General features: G+C 63.5%; 21 protein-coding genes and 3 tRNA genes. 15 read left to right on the top strand and 9 right to left on the bottom strand.

The genetic code is table 11. The annotated features are described in order from the left end of the window. Nucleotide 1: 1 nt before the first annotated feature. The gene (locus LO50_RS16920) at nt 2-991 is read right to left on the bottom strand and encodes an outer membrane protein assembly factor BamD (protein ID WP_014819064.1); all 990 of its coding nucleotides are present in this window, start codon (nt 989-991) and stop codon (nt 2-4) included. A gap of 205 nt (nt 992-1,196) precedes the next feature. Between LO50_RS16920 and rluD the strand changes: the two genes are divergently transcribed. The 6 genes from rluD to LO50_RS16890 all read left to right on the top strand — a co-directional run bounded on the left by rluD (nt 1,197) and on the right by LO50_RS16890 (nt 6,076). Further along, nucleotides 1,197-2,171, top strand: a complete 975-nt coding sequence (gene rluD / locus LO50_RS16915) for a 23S rRNA pseudouridine(1911/1915/1917) synthase RluD (RefSeq protein WP_044315721.1) — start codon at nt 1,197-1,199, stop codon at nt 2,169-2,171. Further along, on the top strand, nt 2,168-2,902 hold the full coding sequence (gene pgeF, locus LO50_RS16910; RefSeq protein ID WP_044315720.1) for a peptidoglycan editing factor PgeF: 735 nt from the start codon (nt 2,168-2,170) through the stop codon (nt 2,900-2,902). The genes rluD and pgeF overlap by 4 nt, the downstream gene beginning before the upstream one ends. 172 nt (nt 2,903-3,074) lie before the next feature. Beyond that, entirely contained in the window at nt 3,075-5,639 is a 2,565-nt protein-coding gene (gene clpB, locus LO50_RS16905; protein WP_014819067.1) for an ATP-dependent chaperone ClpB, read from the top strand. A gap of 195 nt (nt 5,640-5,834) precedes the next feature. Next, nucleotides 5,835-5,910: transfer RNA gene (locus LO50_RS16900), tRNA-Asn, on the top strand. A gap of 9 nt (nt 5,911-5,919) precedes the next feature. Beyond that, nucleotides 5,920-5,996 (top strand) — tRNA-Pro (locus tag LO50_RS16895). 4 nt (nt 5,997-6,000) lie between these two features. Continuing rightward, a tRNA-Lys gene (locus LO50_RS16890) sits at nt 6,001-6,076 on the top strand. Between the two features lie 118 nt (nt 6,077-6,194). On the opposite strand, the gene LO50_RS16885 is transcribed toward LO50_RS16890, so the two are convergent. From LO50_RS16885 to LO50_RS16875, 3 genes are all read right to left on the bottom strand, one after another. Then, nucleotides 6,195-7,490, bottom strand: a complete 1,296-nt coding sequence (locus LO50_RS16885) for an NAD(P)/FAD-dependent oxidoreductase (RefSeq protein WP_044315719.1) — start codon at nt 7,488-7,490, stop codon at nt 6,195-6,197. A gap of 53 nt (nt 7,491-7,543) precedes the next feature. Then, a complete protein-coding gene (locus tag LO50_RS16880; protein WP_003298581.1) occupies nt 7,544-7,717 on the bottom strand; it encodes a DUF3094 family protein in 174 nt (57 codons plus the stop codon). Between the two features lie 121 nt (nt 7,718-7,838). Further along, complete coding sequence (locus LO50_RS16875) at nt 7,839-10,094, bottom strand: DUF1631 domain-containing protein (RefSeq protein ID WP_044315718.1); 2,256 nt, start codon at nt 10,092-10,094, stop codon at nt 7,839-7,841. A gap of 425 nt (nt 10,095-10,519) precedes the next feature. Between LO50_RS16875 and nadC the strand changes: the two genes are divergently transcribed. Next, nucleotides 10,520-11,368, top strand: a complete 849-nt coding sequence (gene nadC / locus LO50_RS16870; RefSeq protein ID WP_044315717.1) for a carboxylating nicotinate-nucleotide diphosphorylase — start codon at nt 10,520-10,522, stop codon at nt 11,366-11,368. Nucleotides 11,369-11,420: 52 nt separating this feature from the next. Here the strand turns inward: nadC and LO50_RS16865 are convergent, their stop codons facing one another. Beyond that, a complete protein-coding gene (locus LO50_RS16865; RefSeq protein ID WP_044315716.1) occupies nt 11,421-11,852 on the bottom strand; it encodes a Z-ring associated ZapG family protein in 432 nt (143 codons plus the stop codon). A gap of 138 nt (nt 11,853-11,990) precedes the next feature. Between LO50_RS16865 and LO50_RS16860 the strand changes: the two genes are divergently transcribed. The 3 genes from LO50_RS16860 to zapE all read left to right on the top strand — a co-directional run bounded on the left by LO50_RS16860 (nt 11,991) and on the right by zapE (nt 15,289). Continuing rightward, nucleotides 11,991-12,617, top strand: coding sequence for an alpha/beta hydrolase (locus LO50_RS16860; protein ID WP_044315715.1), 627 nt, complete (start codon nt 11,991-11,993; stop codon nt 12,615-12,617). 49 nt (nt 12,618-12,666) lie between these two features. Further along, complete coding sequence (locus tag LO50_RS16855) at nt 12,667-14,025, top strand: tryptophan--tRNA ligase (protein ID WP_014819072.1); 1,359 nt, start codon at nt 12,667-12,669, stop codon at nt 14,023-14,025. 169 nt (nt 14,026-14,194) lie between these two features. After that, a complete protein-coding gene (gene zapE, locus LO50_RS16850) occupies nt 14,195-15,289 on the top strand; it encodes a cell division protein ZapE (RefSeq protein WP_014819073.1) in 1,095 nt (364 codons plus the stop codon). A gap of 159 nt (nt 15,290-15,448) precedes the next feature. On the opposite strand, the gene LO50_RS16845 is transcribed toward zapE, so the two are convergent. Then, the gene (locus LO50_RS16845; RefSeq protein WP_044315714.1) at nt 15,449-16,438 is read right to left on the bottom strand and encodes a GlxA family transcriptional regulator; all 990 of its coding nucleotides are present in this window, start codon (nt 16,436-16,438) and stop codon (nt 15,449-15,451) included. 157 nt (nt 16,439-16,595) lie between these two features. Here LO50_RS16845 and nfi point away from each other — a divergent pair, with 157 nt between their 5' ends. The 4 genes from nfi to LO50_RS16825 all read left to right on the top strand — a co-directional run bounded on the left by nfi (nt 16,596) and on the right by LO50_RS16825 (nt 21,126). Next, a complete protein-coding gene (gene nfi, locus LO50_RS16840; RefSeq protein ID WP_044315713.1) occupies nt 16,596-17,324 on the top strand; it encodes a deoxyribonuclease V in 729 nt (242 codons plus the stop codon). Between the two features lie 102 nt (nt 17,325-17,426). Beyond that, the gene (ampD, locus tag LO50_RS16835) at nt 17,427-17,978 is read left to right on the top strand and encodes a 1,6-anhydro-N-acetylmuramyl-L-alanine amidase AmpD (protein ID WP_044315712.1); all 552 of its coding nucleotides are present in this window, start codon (nt 17,427-17,429) and stop codon (nt 17,976-17,978) included. A gap of 15 nt (nt 17,979-17,993) precedes the next feature. Further along, a complete protein-coding gene (ampE, locus tag LO50_RS16830) occupies nt 17,994-18,830 on the top strand; it encodes a regulatory signaling modulator protein AmpE (RefSeq protein ID WP_044315711.1) in 837 nt (278 codons plus the stop codon). Between the two features lie 265 nt (nt 18,831-19,095). Then, complete coding sequence (locus LO50_RS16825) at nt 19,096-21,126, top strand: methyl-accepting chemotaxis protein (protein WP_044315710.1); 2,031 nt, start codon at nt 19,096-19,098, stop codon at nt 21,124-21,126. A gap of 12 nt (nt 21,127-21,138) precedes the next feature. Here LO50_RS16825 and LO50_RS16820 read toward each other — a convergent pair whose 3' ends face one another. From LO50_RS16820 to ada, 3 genes are read right to left on the bottom strand one after another with little or no spacing between them, the layout of a single operon-like run. Further along, nucleotides 21,139-21,924 carry a TatD family hydrolase gene (locus tag LO50_RS16820; protein ID WP_044315709.1) on the bottom strand — a complete coding sequence of 262 codons (786 nt, stop codon included), beginning with the start codon at nt 21,922-21,924 and terminating at the stop codon, nt 21,139-21,141. Nucleotides 21,925-21,975: 51 nt separating this feature from the next. Beyond that, nucleotides 21,976-22,218, bottom strand: coding sequence for a hypothetical protein (locus LO50_RS16815; RefSeq protein WP_041015978.1), 243 nt, complete (start codon nt 22,216-22,218; stop codon nt 21,976-21,978). A 52-nt stretch (nt 22,219-22,270) separates the two neighbouring features. Continuing rightward, on the bottom strand, nt 22,271-23,311 hold the full coding sequence (gene ada, locus LO50_RS16810) for a bifunctional DNA-binding transcriptional regulator/O6-methylguanine-DNA methyltransferase Ada (protein ID WP_044315735.1): 1,041 nt from the start codon (nt 23,309-23,311) through the stop codon (nt 22,271-22,273). A gap of 157 nt (nt 23,312-23,468) precedes the next feature. Here ada and LO50_RS16805 point away from each other — a divergent pair, with 157 nt between their 5' ends. Next, nucleotides 23,469-24,359 (top strand): PA4780 family RIO1-like protein kinase, encoded by an 891-nt coding sequence (locus tag LO50_RS16805; RefSeq protein ID WP_014819082.1) that lies wholly within the window; start codon nt 23,469-23,471, stop codon nt 24,357-24,359. Nucleotides 24,360-24,568 lie beyond the last annotated feature (209 nt).

Genomic DNA, 24,568 nt, shown 5'->3' with positions numbered 1-24,568 from the left:
GTCAGTCGAACAGGCCGAAGGTCAGGCGGCTCCACCAGGAGCGCTTTTCGCCTTGCTGCTCTGCTTCCTTGAGTACCGGGCGAAGCTCTTCGGGAAGGTCCTGAGCGGCCGTTTCATATTGACGGAGCACATCGCGATTGGCCCGCGAGGTGTCCGGGCGAGGAGCCTCGCCTTCGATAAGGCCGAGGGTGGCCTTGCTCAGCCAGCTGCGGTTGTCGTCTTCCGTCTCGACAGGGGTGAATTTGCCGTCTTCGAGCGTTGCGTGATCCGGGTAGTTGAGCTGCAGAGTCTGCAGGCTGGTTTCGGCGAGATCGTCGAGGCCCAGGCGCTGGTAGGCCTCGGTCATCACGGCAAGCCCGTCGGCCACGGCCGGCGTGCCCTGGAAGTTCTCCACAACGTAACGGCCGCGGTTGGCTGCTGCGACGTAGGCCTGGCGCTTGAGGTAGTAGTGGGCGACGTGTATCTCGTTGGCCGCCAGCAGGTTGCGCAGGTAGACCATGCGCGCCTTGGCGTCAGGCGAGTAGCGGCTGTTGGGGTAGCGGCTGGTGAGCTGGGCGAATTCGTTGAACGAGTCGCGGGCGGCACCTGGGTCGCGCTTGGTCATGTCCAGCGGCAGGAAGCGGGCCAGCAGGCCGCGGTCCTGATCGAAGGAGGCCAGGCCCTTGAGGTAGTAAGCGTAATCGACGTTCGGATGCTGCGGATGCAGGCGGATGAAACGCTCCGCCGCCGAGCGCGCGGCTTCCGGCTCGACGTTGCGGTAATAGGCGTAGATCAGTTCGAGTTGCGCCTGCTCGGCGAAGCGGCCGAATGGATAGCGCGACTCCAGGGCCTTGAGTTTGCTGATGGCGCTGGTATAGCTCTTGTTGTCCAGGTCGGCCTGTGCTTGCTGGTACAGCTCGACTTCACCCAGATTCTCGTCGACGGTTTCGTTGGATGAACAGGCGGCGGTGAGGGCGAGAATGGCGATCAGCAGCAGGTGTTTCACTTGCATGGCGGCTTGCGTCCCTGTGACGGCTGGCTGTCTCGCGCGGAGCCGTCCTGTTATGATGAGCGCCCCGGTGCGCCGGGACAAAGACGCCGTATTTAAACACAAGCGTGTAGCCGAAACCAAAGGCCGCTCCGCCATCTGCGGTCCCCGGGCCCGTCCGTTACCAACGGATGTCGCCTGCCTCTCTCAGACGAACCTATCTCGCCGTATGTCCACGACTTCCAAACAGGCCATCCAACTCCGCGCCGAAGTGCCGTTTGACCTTGGCGGGCAACGTCTCGATCAGATTGCGGCGCAGCTCTTTTCCGAACACTCGCGCTCGCGTCTCGCGGCCTGGATCAAGGATGGCCTGCTCACCGTGGATGGCGCCGTGCTGCGCCCTCGCGACACCGTGCATGCCGGCGCCGTGCTCGAGCTGAGTGCCGAACAGCAGGCGCAGGGCGAGTGGGTCGCACAAGACATTCCGCTTGAGATCGTCTACGAGGACGATCAGATCCTGGTGATCGACAAGCCTGCTGGCCTGGTTGTGCACCCTGCGGCCGGCCATGCCGACGGCACGCTGCTCAATGCATTGCTGCATCACGTGCCGGATCTGATCAACGTCCCGCGTGCCGGCATCGTTCATCGCCTGGACAAGGACACCACCGGTCTGATGGTCGTGGCCAAGACGCTGCAGGCGCAGACCCGGCTGGTCGAGCAGTTGCAGGCGCGTAGCGTCAGCCGCATTTACGAGGCGATCGTCATCGGCGTGATCATTACTGGTGGTACGGTCGACGCGCCGATCGGTCGGCATGGCCAGCAGCGTCAGCGCATGGCGGTGGTGGAGGGCGGCAAGCCGGCGGTCAGCCATTACCGCGTGCTCGAGCGCTTTCGCTCGCACACCCATGTGCGGGTCAAGCTGGAAACCGGGCGTACCCACCAGATTCGCGTGCACATGACCCATCTTGGCTATCCACTGGTCGGTGACCCGCTGTATAGCGGGCGTTTCCGCATTCCGCCGGCAGCGAATCCGACGCTGGTGCAAACGCTTCGCGAGTTCCCCCGGCAGGCGCTGCACGCGCGCTTCCTCGAGCTCGATCATCCTGTTACCGGGCAGAGGATGAAATGGGAGTCGCCGTTGCCGGATGACTTCGTCTGGCTGCTGACCCTGCTGCAACAGGATCGAGAGGCCTTCGTCGGGTGAGTGCGTGGGGCGGTGACTGGCTCGTGCCGGAATGGCCTGCTCCGCCCGGCGTTCGCGCCTGTGTGACCGCGCGGCAGGGCGGCGTCAGTCGCGCTCCGTTCGACAGCTTCAATCTGGGTGATCACGTCGGTGATGAGCCTGCCGCGGTGGTCTGGAATCGCCAGCATCTTCAGGACGTGCTCGGTTGCCAACCAGTCTGGCTGGAGCAAGTGCATTCGAGTGTCGCTGTCCAGGCCGCTCCAGGAAATCGCGTGACTGCCGATGCTAGCTGGAGCGAGACGCCGGGTCTGGCCTGTGCGGTACTGACTGCGGACTGCCTGCCGGTACTTTTCTGTGATCATGCTGCGACCCGAGTCGCCGCGGCTCACGCTGGCTGGCGCGGGCTGGCTGGTGGTGTGCTCGAGGCGACGCTCGAAGCGCTGGCGGTACCTGCCGATGAACTGCTGGTGTGGTTGGGGCCGGCGATCGGGGCGGCGGCATTCGAGGTCGGGCCCGAAGTGCGCGATGCATTCCTCGCACAGCATTCGTCGGCTGCCGCGGCGTTCGTTGCAAGTCGCAACCCGGGACGCTTCATGGCGGATATCTACCAGCTGGCGCGTATCCGTCTGGCTGCCGCGGGCGTAGACGCGGTTTACGGTGGCGGGTTGTGCACCTTCAGCGATCCGCGCTTCTACTCCTATCGGCGTGCCGCGCGCACAGGCCGCTTCGCCAGTCTGATCTGGCTCGAGTGATATTGGCGCGCTAGCGGTGAAGTCAGCCATGACTCTGCGGTCCTGGCATGACCTGCATCAATGTCATCCGCCTTGAATCTCCAACAATCATCCTCATCTATGCTGCATCTCGCAGGTTTCGTATAAGGCGCGAGTCACGGCGCCGGCCTGCTTCACATGAGGATGAACATCCATGCGTATCGATCGTTTGACCAGCAAGCTGCAGCTTGCGCTCTCCGATGCCCAGTCCATAGCCGTCGGCCTGGATCACCCCTCCATCGAGCCGTTACACCTGATGCAGGCGCTGCTTGAGCAGCAGGGCGGCTCGATCAAGCCGTTGCTGATGCAGGTCGGCTTCGACATCGCAGCGCTGCGTCAGGCGCTGACCAAAGAGCTCGACCAGCTGCCGAAGCTACAGAACCCCACTGGCGACATGAATCTCTCGCAGGACCTGGCGCGCCTGCTCAATCAGGCTGACCGCCTCGCCCAGCAGAAGGGCGACCAATACATTTCCAGTGAGCTGGTGCTGCTGGCAGCGCTGGACAGCAACACCCGTCTGGGCAAGCTGCTGCTGGCTCAGGGTGTAAGCAAGAAAGCGCTGGAGAACGCCATCAGCAATCTGCGCGGCGGCGATGCGGTCAATGATCCCAACGCCGAAGAATCGCGGCAGGCGCTCGACAAATACACCGTGGACATGACCAAGCGCGCCGAGGACGGCAAGCTCGACCCGGTGATCGGTCGTGACGACGAGATCCGCCGCACCATTCAGGTGCTGCAGCGGCGGACCAAGAACAACCCGGTACTGATCGGTGAGCCGGGCGTGGGCAAGACCGCCATCGTCGAGGGGTTGGCCCAGCGCATCGTCAACGGTGAGGTCCCGGACGGCCTCAAGGACAAGCGCTTGCTGGCCCTGGACATGGGCTCGCTGATTGCCGGGGCCAAGTTCCGCGGCGAGTTCGAGGAGCGCCTCAAGGCGGTGCTCAACGAGCTGTCCAAGCAGGAGGGTCGCGTCATCCTGTTCATCGACGAGCTGCATACGATGGTCGGCGCGGGCAAGGCGGAAGGCGCCATGGATGCCGGCAACATGCTCAAGCCTGCCCTGGCGCGCGGCGAGCTGCACTGCGTAGGTGCCACTACTCTCGATGAATACCGCCAGTACATCGAGAAGGATGCCGCCCTGGAGCGTCGCTTCCAGAAGGTGCTGGTCGACGAACCAAGCGAGGAAGACACCATCGCCATTCTTCGTGGCCTCAAGGAGCGCTACGAAGTGCACCATGGCGTGACCATCACCGATGGCGCCATCATCGCCGCGGCCAAGCTCAGCCACCGCTATATCACCGATCGCCAGCTGCCGGACAAGGCCATCGACCTGATCGACGAGGCCGCCAGCCGTATCCGCATGGAGATCGACTCCAAGCCCGAAGAACTTGATCGCCTGGATCGCCGCTTGATCCAGCTGAAGATCGAGCGTGAGGCGCTGAAGAAGGAAGACGACGAGGCCACCAAGAAGCGCCTGGCCAAGCTGGAAGACGACATCGCCAAGCTGGAGCGCGAATACGCCGATCTGGAAGAAATCTGGAAGTCGGAGAAAGCCGAGGTGCAGGGTTCGGCGCAGATCCAGCAGAAGATCGAACAAGCCAAGGCCGAGCTCGAAGCAGCGCGGCGCAAGGGTGATCTGGCGCGCATGGCCGAACTGCAGTACGGCATCATTCCGGACCTCGAGCGCAGCCTGGAGATGGTCGATCAGCATGGCAAGAAAGAAAACCAGCTGCTGCGTAACAAGGTGACCGACGAGGAAATCGCCGAGGTGGTTTCCAAGTGGACCGGTATTCCGGTCTCCAAGATGCTCGAAGGCGAGCGCGACAAGCTGCTGCGCATGGAAGACATGCTGCACACTCGCGTCATCGGTCAGCACGAAGCTGTGGTGGCCGTATCCAATGCCGTGCGCCGCTCGCGCGCCGGTCTGGCCGACCCGAATCGTCCGAGCGGCTCGTTCCTCTTTCTCGGCCCGACCGGGGTGGGCAAGACCGAGCTTTGCAAGGCGCTGGCCGAGTTCCTCTTCGATACCGAGGAGGCGATGATCCGCATCGACATGTCCGAGTTCATGGAGAAGCACTCCGTTGCGCGCCTGATCGGTGCGCCGCCGGGCTACGTCGGTTACGAAGAAGGCGGTTACCTGACCGAAGCGGTGCGTCGCAAACCGTATTCGGTGGTGTTGATGGACGAGGTAGAGAAGGCCCATCCAGACGTCTTCAATGTGTTGCTGCAGGTGCTCGAAGACGGCCGCCTGACCGACAGTCATGGGCGGACGGTGGACTTCAAGAACACGGTGATCGTGATGACCTCCAACCTGGGCTCTGCGCAGATCCAGGAGCTGGTTGGTGATCCCGATGCCCAGCGGGCTGCGGTGATGGATGCGGTGGCGCATCACTTCCGACCGGAGTTCATCAACCGTATCGACGAGGTGGTGGTGTTCGATCCGCTGGGTCGCGAGCAGATCGCCGGTATCGCCGACATCCAGCTCGGGCGCCTGCGCAAGCGTCTGGCCGAACGCGAACTGAGCCTGGAGCTCAGTCAGGAGGCGATGGACAAGCTGATCGCTATCGGTTACGACCCGGTCTACGGAGCGCGGCCGCTCAAACGGGCGATCCAGCGCTGGATCGAGAATCCGCTGGCGCAGCAGATTCTCTCCGGTCAGTTCGCGCCGGGTAGCAGCGTCAAGGCGCGGGTAGAGGGCGAGCAGATCGTCTTCGATTGAGCCGGGTGGTTACCTGCGGGGTGCAGCACACCTCGCAGGTAGCCGTGTTGGGGCAGCGATTTCGCGGGTGCCGCCGGGTGAACGCAAAGTGTTGTAAGGAATCGCATTTTTGGGGTTGACAGGCGAGCCGGGAACCGTAAAATGGCGCGCCTCTGAGGCGGTAACGTAACGCTGAAGAGCTGGAATTGAAGTTGTTCCGCGATAGCTCAGTCGGTAGAGCAAATGACTGTTAATCATTGGGTCCCAGGTTCGAGTCCTGGTCGCGGAGCCAAATTCCAATCGGGGTATAGCGCAGTCCGGTAGCGCGCCTGCTTTGGGAGCAGGATGTCGGGAGTTCGAATCCCCCTACCCCGACCATTTTGGGTCGTTAGCTCAGTTGGTAGAGCAGTTGGCTTTTAACCAATTGGTCGTAGGTTCGAATCCTACACGACCCACCATACCGGCTTCTCAGGAAGCATGAAAAGCTGGATGTTCTCGCGGACATCCAGCTTTTTTATTGCCTGCGATTTCTTCTCGGCACATTCAAGGCGCACCCAAGGGTGCGCCTTTTCTGCGTCAATGGAGCTTCAGGCGCGGCTCCGTCGTGCGGCTGAGCTTGTCGCCAAGCATCATCAGCAGCGTGCGCGGGATGCCGTACAGTGCGATCTGGTGCATGCGGTAGAGCGAGATATAGAACATCCGTGCGAGCCAGCCTTCGAGCATCACGTTGCCGGTCAGGTTACCCATCAGATTGCCTACTGCCGAGAAGCTTGATAGCGAAATCAGTGAGCCGTAGTCCTTGTAGCGATAGGTCGGCAGCGGCTTGTCTTCCAGTCGGTTGTGGATCGAGCGGGCCAGCATCGAGGCCTGCTGGTGGGCTGCCTGTGCACGGGGGGGGACATTGCGGTCGCTGTCCGGCTGTGGGCAGGCGGCGCAGTCGCCGAACGCGAAGATGTTCTCGTCGCGCGTGCTCTGCAATGTCGGGTGGACGACCAGCTGGTTAATGCGGTTGGTTTCCAGGCCATCCAGTTCGTGAAGGAAGGCGGGTGCCTTGATCCCGGCGGCCCACACCTTGAGGCTGGCCTGGACGAACTCACCCTGCTTGGTGTGCAGGCCCTCGGCGGTGACTTCGCTGACGGCGGCGCCTGTGAGCACCGTGACACCCAGGTCCAGCAGTGTCTGGTGCACCGGCTGGCTGATGCGCTCAGGCAGTGCCGGCAGGACTTTCGGGCCGGCTTCGATGAGGGTGATGTTTACATCCTCCGGCTTGATGCCATCGAGGCCGTAGGCCGCCAGCTCCTTGGCGGCGTGCAGCAGTTCTGCAGCCAGCTCCACGCCGGTAGCGCCGGCTCCGACGATGGCCATGCTGATGTTGCTCAAGGCGCCCTCGCCTGCATGCGCCTTCATGTAATGGCTCAGCAGTTGCCGGTGGAAGCGCTCGGCCTGCTCGCGAGTATCAAGGAAGATGCAGTGCTCGGAAGCCCCCGAGGTGCCGAAGTCGTTGGTCGTGCTGCCGACGGCAATCACCAGCGTGTCGTAGTTCAGTGCGCGTGACGGGACCAGTTCCACGCCAAACTCGTCGCGCGTCGCTTCCAGTCGAATGCATTTGCTCGCGCGATCCAGGCCTGCCATGCGGCCCATCTGGAACTCGAAGTGATTCCATTTGGCCTGAGCGACGTAGTTGAGTTCGTCAGCGGACGAGTTCAAGGAGCCGGCTGCGACTTCGTGCAGTAGTGGCTTCCAGATGTGTGTGAGGTTGGCGTCGACCAGCGTGATGCGGGCTTTGCCACGCTTGCCCAGGGTTCTACCCAGGCGGGTAGCAAGCTCCAGACCGCCGGCGCCACCGCCGACGATTACGACTCGATGTGACATGGGAGTGACTCATAGCTGCAAGGGAAACGGCGGGGCGGCCTGGCGAGCGGAGCTCAAAGCACAAGGCGGCTCAAGAGGCGGCTCAATAACCCGAGCCCGATCACCACGACCAGTACCACAAGCAGAAGAAGCCAGGGGCGAAACGGCTGGCGCTCGACCTGGTGTTGCGGGGCGCGGAGGTATTCATCGACGCGCTGCTGATCTTCGGGCTTCAGGCGGCTGGGCATGGGCACCTCGAATGGAATGCAGGCATTCTAGCTGTGCAGGGTCAAAAGCCAAGCGCGAAGTGCGGCGCTTTGCCGCGCGGAGGGCTGGCGGGCATGCCGGGCGGCATGCCCTTGGGGGTGGTCAGGTGTTCTTCAGCTTGCGCAGGTTGCCGATGACCGACTCCAGCGCGCGGTCGAACAGCAGGGTGTCGTTGAGTAGCCGAATGGCGCCGCGCTGGAATTCGGTCGCCAGGCCCATGCGGGTCTTTTCAAGGACTTTCATGCCGGTGCGATTAACGAAGATGTACTTGCCGGTGGGCTTGATCACCGCTGCCAGCTTGCAGCGCAGCTTGTGTTCTTCGTCTTCCTGGAACTCCACCCAGCTGCCGACGCGCAGATTGTCGACCTGGACCAGCGCGACATCGTTATCCGGCAGGCTGATTTCCGGTTCCTGCTCGCGGCTCTCGCCAGGTGCAAGCAGGACGATCTCGTCGACCACTTCGACCATTGCCGGTGCGGTTGCTATCGGAGTGGCCGCTGACTCAGCTGAAGTGCTGTCGTCCGCTGGCGCCTCGCTGGGAGCGCTCTGCGGTTGCTGGAAGCGCTGCAGGGTCTGGACATGGAGCGCTTCGAGCTGGGTAAAGAAGTCGCCAGTGGAAAAAGGGTCGAAGGCGGCGCTGACCAGTCCGTCGCGTAGCGCTTTAAGCAGGCTCGGGACCAGCTCCAGCAGGCGTGCGCGCGATTCTTCGTCTTCGTGAGGGGTAACGCTCCACACGAGATCGTCCATAGTGTCCAGGGCAGCCTGCCACTCTTCGGACTGGGTGCCGTGTTTCAGGCAGGTAAGCAGCAGAACCTTGCTCCAGGCTTCCTGTAGCAGCCGCACCACGACTTCCGGAAGCGTCTTGCCGAGCAAGCGCTGGTTCAGGGCGCGCTCAACTTCCTGTCGGCCGATCTCGGCCTTGGCGCGGCCTTCCTCGGCATCACGGGTGCGTTGCTCGAGCAGCTCGCTACGCCGGCGCTCATCGCCGATGAAGGCAAGGAAGTCGGCCAGCAGCTCGGAGAAAATGGCCGGATCGTCAGTGAAGTCGTTGAGCAGTCGAGCCACGATCTGCTCGATCTTCTGGTAGAGACTGTCCCGCTGCGCTTCATCCTGATCGCCCCAGCCCATCGCTGCCGAGGCAATCTCGTTAAGCAGGCGGCGTGCCGGATGGCTGCCGCGGCTGAAGAAGGTCTTGTCCAATACCGCGACCTTGAGAAGCGGGATCTGCAGACGACCGATCAGGGCCTTTAGCGAGTCGGGCAGGGTGCGGTCATCGAGTATGAATTCGAACAGCATGGAGACGAGGTTGATCACATCGTCGTCTATCTCGCCGACCACGCGGGACTTGCCGGTCTTGGCACTGACTCGGCTCAGCAGGCCGGCCAGCTGCTCCTGAAGATCGAGCTCGTCGACGGTCTGCGGCGCGCGCGCCTGCATGTGCGACAGCAGGCGGAGGAGGTCGCCACTGGAGATCGGGATCGCATCGCTGGGGATGTTGCGCGCCGGCAGCATGCTGCTGCCACGGAGCTCTGAAAGCAGGCTGTGCAGTGCGCTGAATGCGGCTTCCTGCAGTCCCTCGTCGACATGTGTAGCCTGGCCAGGTGGCGCCGATGGTGCATGGCTTCCGGCTGGCGCGCCGGGGCGCTGCTGGCGGCGGGGCGGGGCGGAGTGCAGCTCTGGCAGGATGCCGGCAGCGACCAGGGTCTGGTTGGCTTCGGCATAGAGTTGGTCGATATCCCCGAGCACGTACTTTTCGAAGAGCTTGAAGATGATCAGCTTGACCTTGATCTCTACCCCAAGGCTGCTGCTGGCCTCGATGAAGCAGTCGCAGAGTGCGTGTGGGCCGAGCGGGTTGCTCTTGTCATCGAGCTTCTTGCTGATCAGCGCATTGAAACGAGTGGTCAGGTGCCCCAGCGGTTGAGCCGCACGACTCATGACTTTCGCGACCATGGTGTCGACGGCTACCGACTCTTCCAGCTCATCGTTCTGCACAAGTGAAAGACTGTCGAACGACACATTGTCCAGCACCGGCGGCTTGCCGATCTCATACTGATTGAGCTGGGCGAATGCTTCGAATAGCTGTTGCAGAAAGCCGCGTTCGATGTTGCGGCGCTTCATGCGCAAATCACGCATGGCTTCGAAAAACGCGTTCTGTTCGACGTTACTGCTCGCACGATCGGCGATCTCGAAGAGCGAGTCATCGGCGTTGTCGAACAGCGACTGCAAAGCCTGACGCAGCTGTTGGGCGGCCTTGTCGCGCACGCTGATGAGCGCCACAGGCAGGCGGCCTGCTGGTGAAGAAGGCTTGTGCTCAGGGGCTGCCTTGTTCAGGTGCACCACTTTCGCATCGGTTCGCATCGAGACTCTCCTGCGGTCGCCTGCTTAACGGCGGTCACAACGCCAGCTTCAAACAGCGTCTTGTAAGGGTAACCAAATCGGCAGGGCAAGGCGGAAGGTTCCGGGCGAGCCCGCAATCTAGTGCGGGTTTCTTCTGTCGAACCGGATCCAGCGCAGCATAGCCGAGCGGTCTGATTTTACAACGACACCTCGTCAGTAAGGTGTCGCCATTTCGGTGGCGTCAATATTCTTGAAGGGCATTATAAGCATCGGATTGCGATGCCAAGGCCGGTTTTTCATTGGACATGACTTGGCTCACAGATACTCGCAGGTTTTCCGCCGGGAGGTAAAAAAAGCCTCTCGAATACCCGTCCGGGATGCGCAGGTTGGCGCTGCGTTAGCGAGCACTCAGCCTTTATACTCCGCGCAATCTTCAGGAGTCAGCCATGCCGAATCTTACACTTGCCGATCTATCTGCAGAAATCGATGCCAACGTTCGTCGCGCGCTCGCCGAGGACGTCGGCAGTGGTGACATCACGGCGCAGTTGATTCCAGTCGAGCGGCTGGCGCATGCGTCGGTCATCACTCGCGAGGAGGCAGTGATCAGCGGAACGGCATGGGTAGACGCCGTATTCCGCCAAGTCGACCCACGCGTTGCGGTTCACTGGCAGGTTGCCGATGGCGACCGTGTCGGGGCTGACCGGGTGCTGTTCCATCTCGAGGGGCCGGCGCGGGCGCTGCTCACCGGCGAGCGCAGTGCGCTGAATTTTCTGCAACTGCTGTCGGGTGTGGCGACTCGCTGTCGTCACTACGCGGACATGGTCGACGGGACCGGCGTGCGTTTGCTCGATACGCGCAAGACCATACCCGGGCTGCGCCTGGCGCAGAAGTATGCCGTTACCTGCGGTGGCTGCCACAACCACCGCATCGGTTTGTACGACGCCTTCCTGATCAAGGAAAACCACATCGCCGCTTGCGGTGGCATCGCCGAGGCGGTTGCTGCTGCACATCGCATCGCGCCGGGCAAGCCGGTGGAGATCGAGGTGGAGAGTCTGGACGAGCTTGAGCAGGCGCTACTAGCAGGTGCCGATATCGTCATGCTGGACGAGCTCAGTCTGGATGACATGCGCACCGCGGTGGCCATCAATGGCGGGCGGGCCAAGCTCGAAGCGTCGGGCGGCATAAGCGATGAAACGCTGCGCAGCGTGGCGGAAACGGGGGTGGACTACATCTCCATCGGCGCGCTGACCAAGCATGTGCGGGCGGTGGACCTGTCGATGCGCTTGCGGCAGTAAGGGCGGGGCGAGGTTGCGGTGCCTGGCGCAGCGGCTGCGCCAGGCGGATCGGTCAGTGACGGCTTTTCAGGCCGAAATTCTCGTGCAGGGTGCCGGGGGTGTCGTCGCCCTTGGGCGCATAGTCCTTCGGCGGCTCGGTGAAGGCCGGCGACGAGAGACGCTCACGAGTGCCGTGGTTCTCTTCGCTGTGCAGTGCGGCCATCAGGCGTTGACGGGTCTGTTCGTCGAGTGCGAGGCGGCTGGCGCCGTCGGACAGGTGATCCTGAATGTCCTGATAGTTGTTGGTCAGCTTGCGCAGCAGGCTGGCGGTGGTGTTGAAGTGGGTAACCACCTCACTCTGATAAGTGTCGAAACGCTCTTGCAGGTCATCGACCTGACGCTGTGTGCGGTTTGGTGCGCTGCTGCGTGCCACCAGATAACCGATGGCGACGCCGGCGATCAGGCCGACGATCGGGAGCAACCAGGTCGCGAGGGTCTGTTCCACGAGTCCTTCCTCTATATAAACGGCTGTGCTTACGTTAACGTCTCGTACCTGCTCTGTATACCGCGACGCGAGGCGGCGGTTATTGGCAGCTAGTTAGCAAGACGAGTCGACTCGTCCCAAGGTCACGGAGTTCCTGCTTTGTTGAAACGCGAAACCCCCCTCAATCTCGACGGCCCCTGCGGCACCCTTGACGCGCTGTACTTCGATCAATCGCGGCCGACGGGGCTCGCGCTGATCTGCCACCCGAACCCGGTCAAGGGCGGCACCATGCTGAACAAGGTGGTCTCGACCCTGCAGCGCACTGCTCGCGACGCCGGCTACAGCACGCTGCGCTTCAATTATCGCGGTGTCGGCGGCAGCGCCGGCGCGCATGACATGGTCGAGGGCGAGGTGGATGACGCCGAGGCTGCGCTGCGTTGGCTGCGCGAGCAGAATCCGGAGCTGCCGCTGACGCTGCTGGGGTTCTCCTTCGGCGGGTTCGTCGCCGGCAACCTGGCCCACCGTTTGAACTCGGAGGGCGTGGCGGTACAGCGGCTGATGATGGTGGCGCCGGCAGTGTCGCGCTTCGTCGAGCTGTCGTTGGCTGACGATTGCCAGCTGACGATCATCCAGCCGGAGCAGGACGAGGTCATCGATGCCGAGTCCGTGTACACCTTTTCCGCGCAGCTGCAGCACCCCCATGAGCTGCTGAAAGTGGCAGAATGCGGCCACTTTTTTCATGGCAAGCTGGTGGAATTGAAGGAACTGGTCGCCCCGCGGCTTTGATGCCCGAACCTGCTCCTCTCCGCCGCGCTCAACGATCGAGAATGACTGCATGACTACCCGCATCCTGACCGGTATCACCACCACCGGCACGCCGCACCTGGGCAACTACGCCGGCGCGATCCGCCCGGCCATCCTGGCCAGCCGCGACGCGGCCGCCGACTCCTTCTATTTCCTGGCCGACTACCACGCGCTGATCAAGTGCGATGACCCGCTGCGTATCCAGCGTTCGCGCCTGGAGATTGCCGCGACCTGGTTGGCATGCGGCCTCGATGCCGAACGCGTGACCTTCTATCGTCAGTCCGACGTTCCGGAAATCCCCGAGCTGACCTGGCTGCTGACCTGCGTCACCGCCAAGGGGTTGCTCAATCGCGCCCACGCCTACAAGGCCTCGGTGGACAAGAACGTCGAGAACGGCGAGGACCCGGATGCCGGCGTGACCATGGGGCTCTACAGCTACCCGGTGCTGATGGCGGCGGACATCCTGATGTTCAACGCGCACAAGGTGCCGGTTGGCCGCGACCAGATCCAGCATGTGGAAATGGCCCGCGATATCGCTCAGCGCTTCAATCATCTGTTCGGTCACGGTCGTGAGTTCTTCACCCTGCCGGAAGCGGTGATCGAGGAAGGCGTCGCCACGCTGCCCGGTCTTGACGGACGCAAGATGTCGAAGAGCTACGACAACACCATTCCGCTGTTCGGCAGCGCCAAGGAGCTCAAGGGCGCGATCGCACGCATCGTCACCGACTCGCGCCTGCCGGGCGAGCCGAAGGACCCCGACAGCTCGCACCTGTTCACCCTCTACCAGGCGTTCGCCACCGCGCAGCAGCAGGATGCGTTCCGCCAGGAGCTGCTCGACGGGCTGGCCTGGGGCGATGCCAAGCAGCGCCTGTTCGAGCTGCTCGACAACGAGCTGGGCGAGGCGCGCGAGCTGTATCACCAGCTGATCACCAAGCCCGCCGAGCTGGAGGACATTCTCCAGGCGGGCGCGGCCAAGGCGCGCCGAATCGCCACGCCGTTCCTTGGTGAGCTGCGCGAAGCGGTGGGCCTGCGCAACTTCCGTAGCGAAGTTAAAAGTGCAGCGCCAGCCAAGAAGAAGTCCAGCAAGGTGGCGCGCTTCGCCAGCTTCCGCGAGGCCGACGGCGCGTTCCGCTTTCGTTTCTTTGCGCCCGACGGCGAGGAGCTGCTGCTGTCCCGTCCGTTGAGCAACCCGAAGGCGATCGGCAGCCTGACCCAGCGGTTGATTGCCGGCGGGCCGGACGCGCTGGAACTTCGCGAGGACGAAGGCGATCAATTCACCCTGTGGCTGGACGACGAATGCGTCGCCGACAGCCCACATTATGAGAGCGCCGAAGCGCTCGATGCCGCCATGCTGCGGGTACGCGAGGCGCTGGCCACGCTCGTCGACTGACGTGCTGCCGCCAGGGCGGAACGTACCCCGCGACTGCGTTCCGCGGCTTCGCGGCAATCTCCAAGAATGGGTGTCCCAGGAGGGCTGACGCTTGAACGACCTGAGTAAATTGCCAACCACCGAGGGCGCGGCTAAAGTGTCGGCCCCGTTTCACTACCCAGACTCCGCCATGACCCCTCTTGAGCGCTATCAGGCCGACCTGAAACGTCCTGACTTCTTCCACGATGCCGCCCAGGAAAATGCGGTGCGTCACCTGCAACGTCTGTACGACGATCTGGTGGCCGACGATCGCAGCAAGAGCGGCCTGCTCGGCAAGCTGTTCGGCAAGAAACAGCAGGAGCCGATCAAGGGCATCTACTTCTGGGGCGGCGTTGGCCGCGGCAAGACCTACCTCGTTGATACCTTCTTCGACGCATTGCCGTTCAAGCAGAAGACGCGCACGCACTTTCACCGCTTCATGAAGCGCGTGCACGAGGAAATGAAGACGCTCAAGGGCGAAAAGAACCCGCTGACCATCATTGGCAAGCGCTTCGCCGACGAGTCGCGGGTGATCTGCTTCGACGAATTCTTCGTCTCCGATATCACCGACGCGATGATTCTTGCCACGCTGCTCGAAGAGCTGTTCAAGAACGGCGTGAGCCTGGTGGCGACCTCCAACATCGTGCCGGACGGTCTGTACAAGGACGGTCTGCAGCGCGCGCGCTTCCTGCCGGCCATCGAGCTGCTGAAGAAGCACACCGAGATCGTCAACGTCGACAGCGGCATCGACTATCGCCTGCGTGCGCTGGAACAGGCCGAGCTGTTCCACTTCCCGCTCGATGCCGAGGCCGAGCAGAGCCTGGAACGCAGCTTCAAGAGCTTGCTGCCGGAGAACTGCCGGGTCGTCGACAAGGACGCACTGATGATCGAGAACCGCGAAATCCGTGCGGTAAAGACCGGCAACGATGTGGCCTGGTTCGAGTTCCGCGAGCTCTGCGACGGGCCGCGTAGCCAGAACGACTACATCGAACTGGGCAAGATATTCGGCGCCATCCTGCTGGCCAATGTCGAGCAGATGAGTGTCACCAAGGACGACATGGCGCGCCGCTTCATCAACCTCGTCGACGAGTTCTACGACCGCAACGTCAAGCTCATCATCTCTGCCGAGGTCGAGCTCAAGGACCTCTATACCGGTGGTCGCCTGGAGTTCGAATTCCAGCGCACCCTGAGCCGTCTGCTGGAAATGCAATCGCACGAGTACCTGTCGCGGCCGCACAAGCCCTGACCATGGCGTGGCCGCGAAGACCGACTCTTCGCGGCCAAAGGCCGCTTTCTCGCAACGTCTGGCACTGCGCCTTAGTAGGCGCGGTCTTCGTCAAGAAGGCGTATGCCAGCTGTCGGTACCTGCTTCAGCAGGCCAGCCTTGGCTGTTCCGTGGTCGCCCTTACGACTCAGGCCGGTATTTCTGCCGGTAGTGATTGGGTGACAGCTCGGTGTGCTGGCGGAAAAGGCGGGCGAAGAAGCTCGCATCGTCGTAGCCCACTTCGTAGCTGATCGTCTTGATGCTCTTGCCGGTGGTGGCGAGCAGGCTTTTCGCCGTCTCGATCCGCAGGCGTTGCAGATAGTGCAGCGGCTTGTCGCCGGTGGCTGCCTGGAAGCGGCGCATGAAGTTGCGAATGCTCATGCCGTGCTGCCGCGCCACGTCCTCGAAGCGAAACTTTTCGGCGAAGTTGGCTTCCAGCCATTCCTGTATCTGCAGAATCCGCGTATCCAGATGCAGCTTCTGCCCGCCGAAACCCAAGCGCCCCGGGCTGTAACTGCGTTGTAGCTCGTAAAGCACGTCACGCGCCATGCCCTGGGCCACGTGTGCGCCGCAGAAGCGCTCGACCAGATACATGTACAGGTCGCAGGCCGAGGTCGTGCCGCCTGCGCAGTAGAGGTTGTCGCTGTCGGTGAGGTGCTTGTCGGCGCTGAAAGCCACACCGGGGAAGCGCTCGACGAAGTCATTGGCAAAGCGCCAGTGGGTGGTCGCCTCGCGGCCTTCCAGTAGGCCCGCCTGGGCCATCCAGAACACGCCGGTGGCTTCGCCACAGATGACGCTGCCTGCAGCGTGACGCTCGCGCAACCAGGGCATCACACCCGGATGCTGCGCGCAGAGCGCATCGAAATCTCCCCAGAAGGCCGGCAGGATCACCATATCGGCGTCGTCCAGCGGACTATCCACGGCGATGGCGATACCGCTGAAGGTACTGACCGCCTTGCCGTCCGGGCTGACCAGACGGGTTTCGAAAGCAGGGGTGAGGTCAAGGCCGAGCTGTTTGCCATAGCGCAGGCTGGCCATGTGGAAGAAATCCTTGGCCTGGGTGAGTGTCGAGGCGAACACTCCTTCGGTGGCAAGTATGCTGACGCGCTGGATCGAGGCGAGATTGGGCATGCGATTCTAATTATTGTGGTGAGTAACAGGGTAAATCTGCCGTGTGGCGGCTGGAGCGTCCTATTTTTGCGTGCATCTGTCCAGCCTTCCCTGAAGCGATGCGGCTGAACCGTCACGGCGACCCGGCGTCGAACCGCTGATGCACAGGAGCGAAGAGATGAGTGAAAGCAGTCAGTATCCGACAGCCCCTTTTGGCGATTGGGACGGCAGCCCGGCCGCGGCGCGTGCGATGCAGCAGAGCCTGGCGGCGCAGGTGAGCTTGCAGGATGACTTCCCACCGTTGCGATTGATCGCCGGGGTGGATGTCGGTTTCGAGGATGGCGGCACTATCACCCGCGCCGCGGCAGTGCTGCTGGATGCCGATACCCTGGAGCTGGTCGGCAGCAGCCTGGCGCGAGTTCCGACGAACATGCCCTACATTCCGGGCCTGCTTTCGTTCCGTGAGCTACCCGCGGTGCTGCAGGCGCTCGGCGAACTGCCGGCCGTTCCCGACCTGATCTTTTCCGACGGCCACGGCATCGCCCACCCGCGCCGCCTGGGCATTGCTGCTCACCTGGGCGTGGTGACCGGCCTGCCCACCATCGGCGTGGCAAAGAAGCTGCTCACCGGGGCGCACGACGAGCTGGATCTGGCGCGTGGTGCACAGGTCGAGTTGCGCGACAAGAAGACCGGCGAAGTGATCGGCTGCGTGCTGCGCAGCAAGGACAAGGTGCGGCCGCTGATCATTTCCCCGGGTAACCGGGTCAGCATCGTCACCGCACCACAGCTGGTGATGCGTTATGTCACGCGCTATCGCCTGCCGGAGCCGACCCGGCTGGCCGACCGGCTGGCGTCGCGACGGGAAGAAAAGGCCGCCGCGCGGCGCTTGTCTGGAGCGGCCAAGTAGTTAAAGCAGTTGTAACCGGGATTGCCCGCGCCCGTGGCGACGCTTGCAGCTGGCGTCTCGCAGGCGCTAGCCTGCGGGCCTGTTGTCAGCTCGGACCCTACGATGATTCTGGATTGCGCTACCGGTTGGTGTCAGGGCGTTCGCCACTGCCCGTCACCGAACTTCAACCAGCGGCCGGCCGGCGAGATTTCCCTGCTGGTGATCCACAACATCAGCCTGCCGCCGGGGCAGTTCGGCACCGGCAAGGTTCAGCAGCTCTTCCAGAATTGTCTGCAGTGCCATGAGCACCCGTTTTTCGAGGAGATCGCCGAGCTGCAGGTGTCGGCGCATTTTCTCATCGAGCGTGATGGCGCGATCACTCAGTTCGTCTCCTGTCTGGATCGTGCCTGGCACGCCGGCGTGTCCTGTTTCGACGGTCGCGAGGGCTGCAACGATTTCTCCATCGGCATCGAGCTGGAGGGGACCGACGACCAACCCTTCAGTGACGCGCAATACCAGGCGCTGATCGGATTGTGCCGGATACTGCAGGGAGCGTTTCCAGCGATTACCCCCGAGCGGGTTTGCGGCCACAGCGATATCGCGCCGGGGCGTAAGACCGATCCCGGCCCGGCATTCGACTGGCAGCGGCTGCGTGCGGCTTCCATTACCTGCTGACGAAAGGAAAGGACGATGAGTTTTCTGGTGATCCTGCTCGTGCTGCTGGTGGAGAAGTTCTCTGATTGGCGCCCGCGGCTGCAATACGACAGCCCCTGGCTGACGCGCCTGCGCCAGGCGGAGGCCAGCCCGCGTCTGCGACAGACGCCCTGGCTGGCGCTGCTGTTGCTGGTGTTGCTCCCAGTGCTGCTGCTCGGCCTGGTTCTGCTGGCACTGGAACCGCTGGCCTACGGGTGGCTGAGCCTGCCGGTGCATCTGCTGGTGCTGCTCTACAGCCTCGGCCGTGGCCATGCCAAGGCTGAACTCGGTGCGTTCCGCGACGCCTGGCGCCGTGGAGATGAGGAAGCCGCGGCGCTGGCCGCCGAACGTGACGCCGGCCTGCAGGCGCAGGACCCGCCGAGCCTGTTGGCTGCGGTGCAGTCCTGGCTGCTGTGGCGGAGCTACGAGGGTTTTTTTGCGGTGATCTTCTGGTACCTGCTGCTCGGGCCGATGGCGGCGCTGGCGTACCGGCTGCTGGCGCTGTGCGCCGAGCACACCGAGCTCGAAGGGTTGCGCGAGCGGGCCGAGCAGCTGCGGCATGCCTTCGACTGGTTGCCGGTGCGGGTGTTGCTCGGCAGTTTTGCGCTGGTCGGCAACTTCGTCGCGGTCAACCGGGCGCTGCTGCACGAATTACTGAGCTGGGATGTGCCAGCCCGGCGGCTGTTGGCCGATGCCGGTCCGTTGGCCGCCGATCTGCCGCCCGCAGTCGACGGCGAGGCGGGCATCGCGAGGCTCGACGGGATCGCGGCATTGCTGGTACGTACACGGGTGTTCTGGTATGCGGTGATCGCAGTCTGGACGATCCTCGTCTGAGGCTTTTGGCCAGCGGCGCCGCTAATGGACATCCATAACGCCTCTGTATGGGATTCCACGGCCGAATCGCTGTAACCCGCAGGCCAGACGCCTCGCCGAGCGTCGGGTTGATACCTGTCGAAGAGCTACCATTTGGCCATTACCTTAAGTTACAAAAACGCCTACCGATATCCCGTATAACCCGGGCAGAAGCCACTCTCTGACGAGCCCTGCTGCGCGCTGCAACTGCGTGCAAGCCAATACCAATAAAATTGGGAGACGTCGTGTGAATAGCCTGTTGTATCCCGCGATCGCGTTCATGAACCGCCTGAGCTTCGGTATGAAGTTCAGCCTGGTCAGCGTCCTGTTTTTCGTTCCCATGCTGCTGAGCAACTACTACCTGGTTCGCGACTCGTACCGGGCATATGTCGGTACCCGCAACGAGCTGCAGAGTCTCGAGCTGCTTGGCTCGACCTTGCAGGTGCGGCGCAGCATGGAGGACTGGAAAGACCTCGTGCATATCGAATCGATCATCGGCCAGACCGGCAATGTCGAGGCGCTGCAGACTCGCTTGAACCGCGTCGAAAGCGCCCTGACAGCGCAGCTGCAGGCTCTTGCCCCCGTTGGCGATGCGCCTGAGCAGGTGGCTGAATTCAATAGCCGTCGCGACGAACTGGTGACCGGGCTGAACGCCGCCCAGGCCGAGCAATCGTTGCAGTCCAAGGCAGCCATGGCCGAGTCCCTGCTGGGCCAGTCGCAGGTGATGATCAAGCTCGTCGCCGGCCAGTCTGGCCTCAGCCAGGATCTCGAGCGTGAGGTCCGTCTGTTGGCCGAGCTACTGACCACGGTAACCCCGGCCATCAGCGCATCGCTCGGCGAGGGGCGTGCGGTGGGCTCCTACACGTTCGGCCAGGGCTACCTGAACTCCGATGCCAGCAATACGCTGGACAACCTCGTGCTGGAACTGGAAAAGCAGCAGGCGCAGTACGCCGCACAGTTGCAGGATGCCCTGGGCGCAAGCCAGGCCGCGCGTACCCGGCTCGACGCCTTCGCCACCGCCAGTCGTGAGTCCCTGCAGGCGAGCAGCGAAATTCTGCAGGACGAGGTGATCATGGCCGAGGCGCTGGACCTGCCTTGGGAGCAGTTCTACGAGCGCATCAGCGCGCAGATGGCCAAGACCTACGAGCTGAACGACGCCATTCTCGGTTTCCTCGAGGTGGAGCTTGCCGAGCGGCTGGAGCAGAAGCGCCTGCTCATGACCCTGCTGCTTTCGGCACTGGCGGTGGTGCTGTGCCTGGTGGCGTATCTGTACGCAGGCTTCTACGCCTCGACGCGCGCCTCGCTGCACAGTCTCGGCAGGATCATGGACAAGGTCGCCGCCGGTGACATGACCGCGCGCTATCAGGTACAGAGCCGAGATGAGCTTGGCGAGCTGGGCCAGGTGTTCAATACCACCGTGGCGCAGATCCGCGAGCTGATCGAGCGAGTCGGGCAGACCGTCGCCGAAGTCGAGCGCCAGGCACAGCGGGTCGAAAGCGTCTCCGGCGAGAGCAATCAGACGGTATCCGAGCAGCGTGGGCAGATCGAACAGGTCGCCACGGCGATGAACGAGATGTCCGCCACCGCCCAGGAGGTCGCCAGCAGTGCCGAGGCAGCAGTGGGCAGCGCACAGAGCGTCAACGAGGAAACCGTCAGCGGGCGCGAGCTGGTGGTAGCGCAGGTCGGCGGTATCCAGCGGCTGGCCGGCGAGATCGAGCAGTCGGTGCAGGTGATCAACCAGTTGGCCGACGACAGCAAGGCGATCAGCCAGGTGCTGGACGTGATCAAGACCATCGCCGAACAGACCAACCTGCTGGCCCTCAATGCGGCCATCGAGGCCGCGCGTGCTGGCGAGCAGGGCCGTGGCTTCGCGGTGGTCGCAGACGAGGTGCGCGGGCTGGCGCAGCGGACACAGAAGTCCACCGCGGAAATCGAGCAGATGATCGCTCGCCTGCACAACGGTGTCGGCGCAGCGGTGAAAACCATGCATGCCAGCCATACGCTGGCCGAAGACACCGTTGGCCAGTCGGGGCGGGTCGAGCAGGCGCTGGAAAACATCCTTGGCGCGGTGGGACTGATCGTCGATCAGAACCAGCAGATTGCCGCCGCGGCCGAGCAGCAGACAGCCGTGGCGCACGATATCGATCGCAATATCGTCGCCATTAATGAGGCCGGCCAGCGTACCGCCGAGGGTGCCGGGCATACCGAGCAGGCGAGTCGTGAGCTGTCGCAGCTGGTGGGACGCCTGCAGCAGCTGATCGGCGCGTTCCGGGTCTGACCGCGGCGATGATCAGGGCTGCGGCCAGCCGAACAGTTCACAGCTGTTGCGATAGCTGGCGGCGGCCAGCTCTTCGGCGCTGACGCCTTTGAGGTCGGCCAGCATCCGGCAGATCTCCGGCAGCAGTTCCGGGCTGTTGCGCTCGCCGGCGTGGCCGGCTGGCGGGATATCCGGCGAGTCGGTTTCCAGCACGATGGCCTCCAGCGGCAGTTGCTTGAGCACCCGCTGCATGCGCAGCGCCTGTGGCCAGGTACCGGCACCCCCGAGGCCGAGCCTGAAGCCGAGGCGCAGGTATTCCTGAGCTTCCTCCCAGCTGCCACTGAAGGCGTGCACGATGCCGGCGCGCTGCAGCTTGTAGCGTTTGAGCATGGCGATCATCGGTGCGTGGGCGCGGCGTATGTGCAGCAGTACCGGCAGCTCGAACTCCGCAGCCAGCGCCAGCTGCGCTTCGAGCAGTTCGTGCTGGCGCTCGATGTCCGGGTCCTCGACGTAATAGTCCAGGCCGATCTCGCCGATGGCGCAGAGTTTAGGCTCACCGCGTAGCTGCTCCAGCCAGTCGCGCAGCTTGCCCAGGTGCTCGTCCCGGTGCTCGGCGATGAACACCGGGTGAAGGCCCAGCGCGGCATGAACCGCTGGCTGCTCGCAGGCTAGCTGCCAGACCCGCTCCAGATTCGCTTCGTGCACGCCGAGTACCACGATGCGCTCGACGCCAGCGGCCGCGCTGCGGGCGATGACCTGGGTCCTGTCATCATCGAACATCTCGAAATCGAGGTGGGTATGGGTGTCGATAAGCTGCACGACAGGCTCCGTACGGTCGGCGGTGGGCGGGCGCGTAATGCTACATGGCCTTCAGTGGCTTTCCTCTTCGATCTGAATGTCGCTGACGCCCAGCTCTTCAAGCCGGCTGGCTTCGCTGGGGCGTATCGGGTTTTCCCAGGGGGCGTCGACCGCCGCACGCGGCTCGCGGACGTAATGCAGCAGTATTTCCAGTTCGGCCTGCTCCAGACCGGGCACTTCGAACGAGCTGATCAGCAGCGAGGCGGGCTCGCCGTTGATGCAGTAGTGGATGCGGTAACGCTTCAGATCGGTCATGGCGGGCTTCCTGCGGTTGGCGGCACTGAAGTATCCGACCGCCGAAATCCGCTCAGGCTCCCGAGTCTCCTTGTGCTTCGCGCTCAAGCAACGCCGCCTTGCGTTCCAGCCCCCAGCGATAGCCGGTCAGCGCCTGATGACTGCCGACCACGCGATGGCAGGGCACCAGCAGGCCGACGGGGTTGCTGGCGCAGGCGCGGGCGACCGCACGGGCGTGGCTGCCGAGGGTTGCCGCCACCTCACCGTAGCGCCGCGTCTCGCCGGCGGGAATCTGCTGCAACGCCTGCCAGACGCGCTGCTGAAAGGCCGTGCCGCGCAGGTCGAGCGGCAGCTGGGCGGCACGCTGCGGTTCTTCCAGTTGGCTGACGATTGCCTGCAGCCACTCACCCAGGCCTTCCTGGTCGCGCTGCAACTGTGCCGCGGCAAAGCGTGAGCGCAGCTCGTCTTCCAGCGCTGTCTGGTCGTCGCCGAACAGCAGGGCACAGATGCCTTTGTCGCTGCTGGCGACCAGCAGCTGGCCGAGTGGGCAGGGCGCCAGGGCGTAGCGCAGGGTTTCGCCCGCACCTTTGCGGCGGCGCTGGGCCGGCGTCAGTGCCTGGGCGTCCGCGTAAGGGGCCCGCGTGCCGGAGTAGCCGGCAGCGAGGGCGGCATCGAGTACCGAGTCGGCCTCGGTCAGGTGGGTTTCCAGACGTTCGCGGCGGCGCGCCGCCGACCACGCCCGCGGGGTCATGCCGGTGCGCGCCTTGAATGCCCGTGACAGGTAGGCCGGCGACAGCCCGATGCGCGCGGCCAGCTGCTGCAGCGGCAGCGGCGTCTCGGTTTCGTCGAGCAGGCGGCAGGCGGCGATCACCAGTGCATCGAGCTGCTCGCTTGGGCTCGGGCCGCAGGGCGAACAGCGGCGACATGGCCGGTAACCGGCGGCCTGGGCTGCCGCTGGATCGGTGTAGAACACCGTCCGCTCGCGAGCTGGCCGGCGTGCCGGGCAGCTGGGGCGGCAGAAAATACCGGTCGAGCGCACGGCGAACACGAAGCGGCCATCGAAGGCGGCATCGCGTTCGCATAGCGCTTGCCAGCAGCGGTCCTGGTCGAGCATGGCGCGACTCCCCTGGTTGATGCTGCGATTGTCGGTCCTGACCGGACGTGCGCCAATCCAAAGCGTGCTTTCAAAGTCGATGGGGAGCATGGAAGCCGCCCCGTGATTGCCGTAACCTGCAGCATCGCCCTGACCGAGAAGGACCTGCAAGCCGCTGATGAAAACGCCTAAACGACTCGAACCGCTGATCGAGGATGGCCTGATCGACGAGGTGCTGCGGCCGCTTATGAGCGGCAAGGAAGCAGCGGTATACGTGGTGCGCTGTGGCGATGAGCTGCGCTGCGCCAAGGTCTACAAGGAAGCCAACAAGCGCAGCTTCCGCCAGGCCGTGAAATACCAGGAAGGCCGTAAGGTGCGCAGCAGCCGCGATGCGCGCGCGATGGCCAAGGGCTCCAAGCACGGGCGCAAGGAGAAGGAAGACAACTGGCAGAACGCTGAGGTCGCGGCGCTGTTCCGCCTGGCCGATGCCGGCGTGCGCGTTCCCAAACCCTACGACTTTCTCGACGGCGTGCTGCTGATGGAGATGATCGCCGGCGAAGATGGCGATGCCGCACCGCGACTGAACGACGTCGACCTGCATCCGGACGACGCCCGCGAGTTCCATGCGTTCATGATCCACGAAGTGGTCAAGATGCTCTGCGCGGGGCTGGTGCACGGTGATCTGTCGGAATTCAACGTGCTGCTCGACGAGCACGGCCCGGTGATCATCGACCTGCCGCAGGCGGTGGATGCGGCCGGCAACAACCATGCGTTCGAAATGCTCGAGCGTGATGTTGGCAACATGTCGGCCTATTTCGGACAGTTCGCGCCGGAACTCAAGTTCACCCGTTACGCCAAGGAGATGTGGGCGCTGTACGAGCAGGGCAAGTTGACCACCGAGACCGAGCTGACCGGGGAATTTGCCGAGCCGGAAGATGCCGCGGATATCGATGCGGTAATGCGGGAGATCAAGGCCACGCTGGCCGAGCAGGAGCGCCGTGAGGCCTTGCGCGGTGCGGACGATGCGCCGAAGGATGAGCCGCCGGAGCCGCCGTGGATGAAAGGCTGATCGGCAGTCTCTGGCGAACCCCGGAGACTGCTGCTTCTGTGTTTTTGCCGACTAGCGGGAGTCTTCAAAGACTCCGGCCAGTTAATGTCTTCAGTGCGTCGATTGCTCTGTAGGGTTTTCCCCAGCGTCCGCGGTATCCGCGGACGCCGCCTTCCACCCACCCCCCAACGCCACATACAACGCCACCTGCGCCGTCGCCAGCGCGCTCC

Source organism: Stutzerimonas stutzeri, assembly GCF_000935215.1.
Classification (GTDB): Bacteria; Pseudomonadota; Gammaproteobacteria; order Pseudomonadales; family Pseudomonadaceae; genus Stutzerimonas.
The sequence above is the reverse complement of the archived record's forward strand: the minus strand, read 5'-3'. Positions and strand labels throughout refer to the sequence as shown.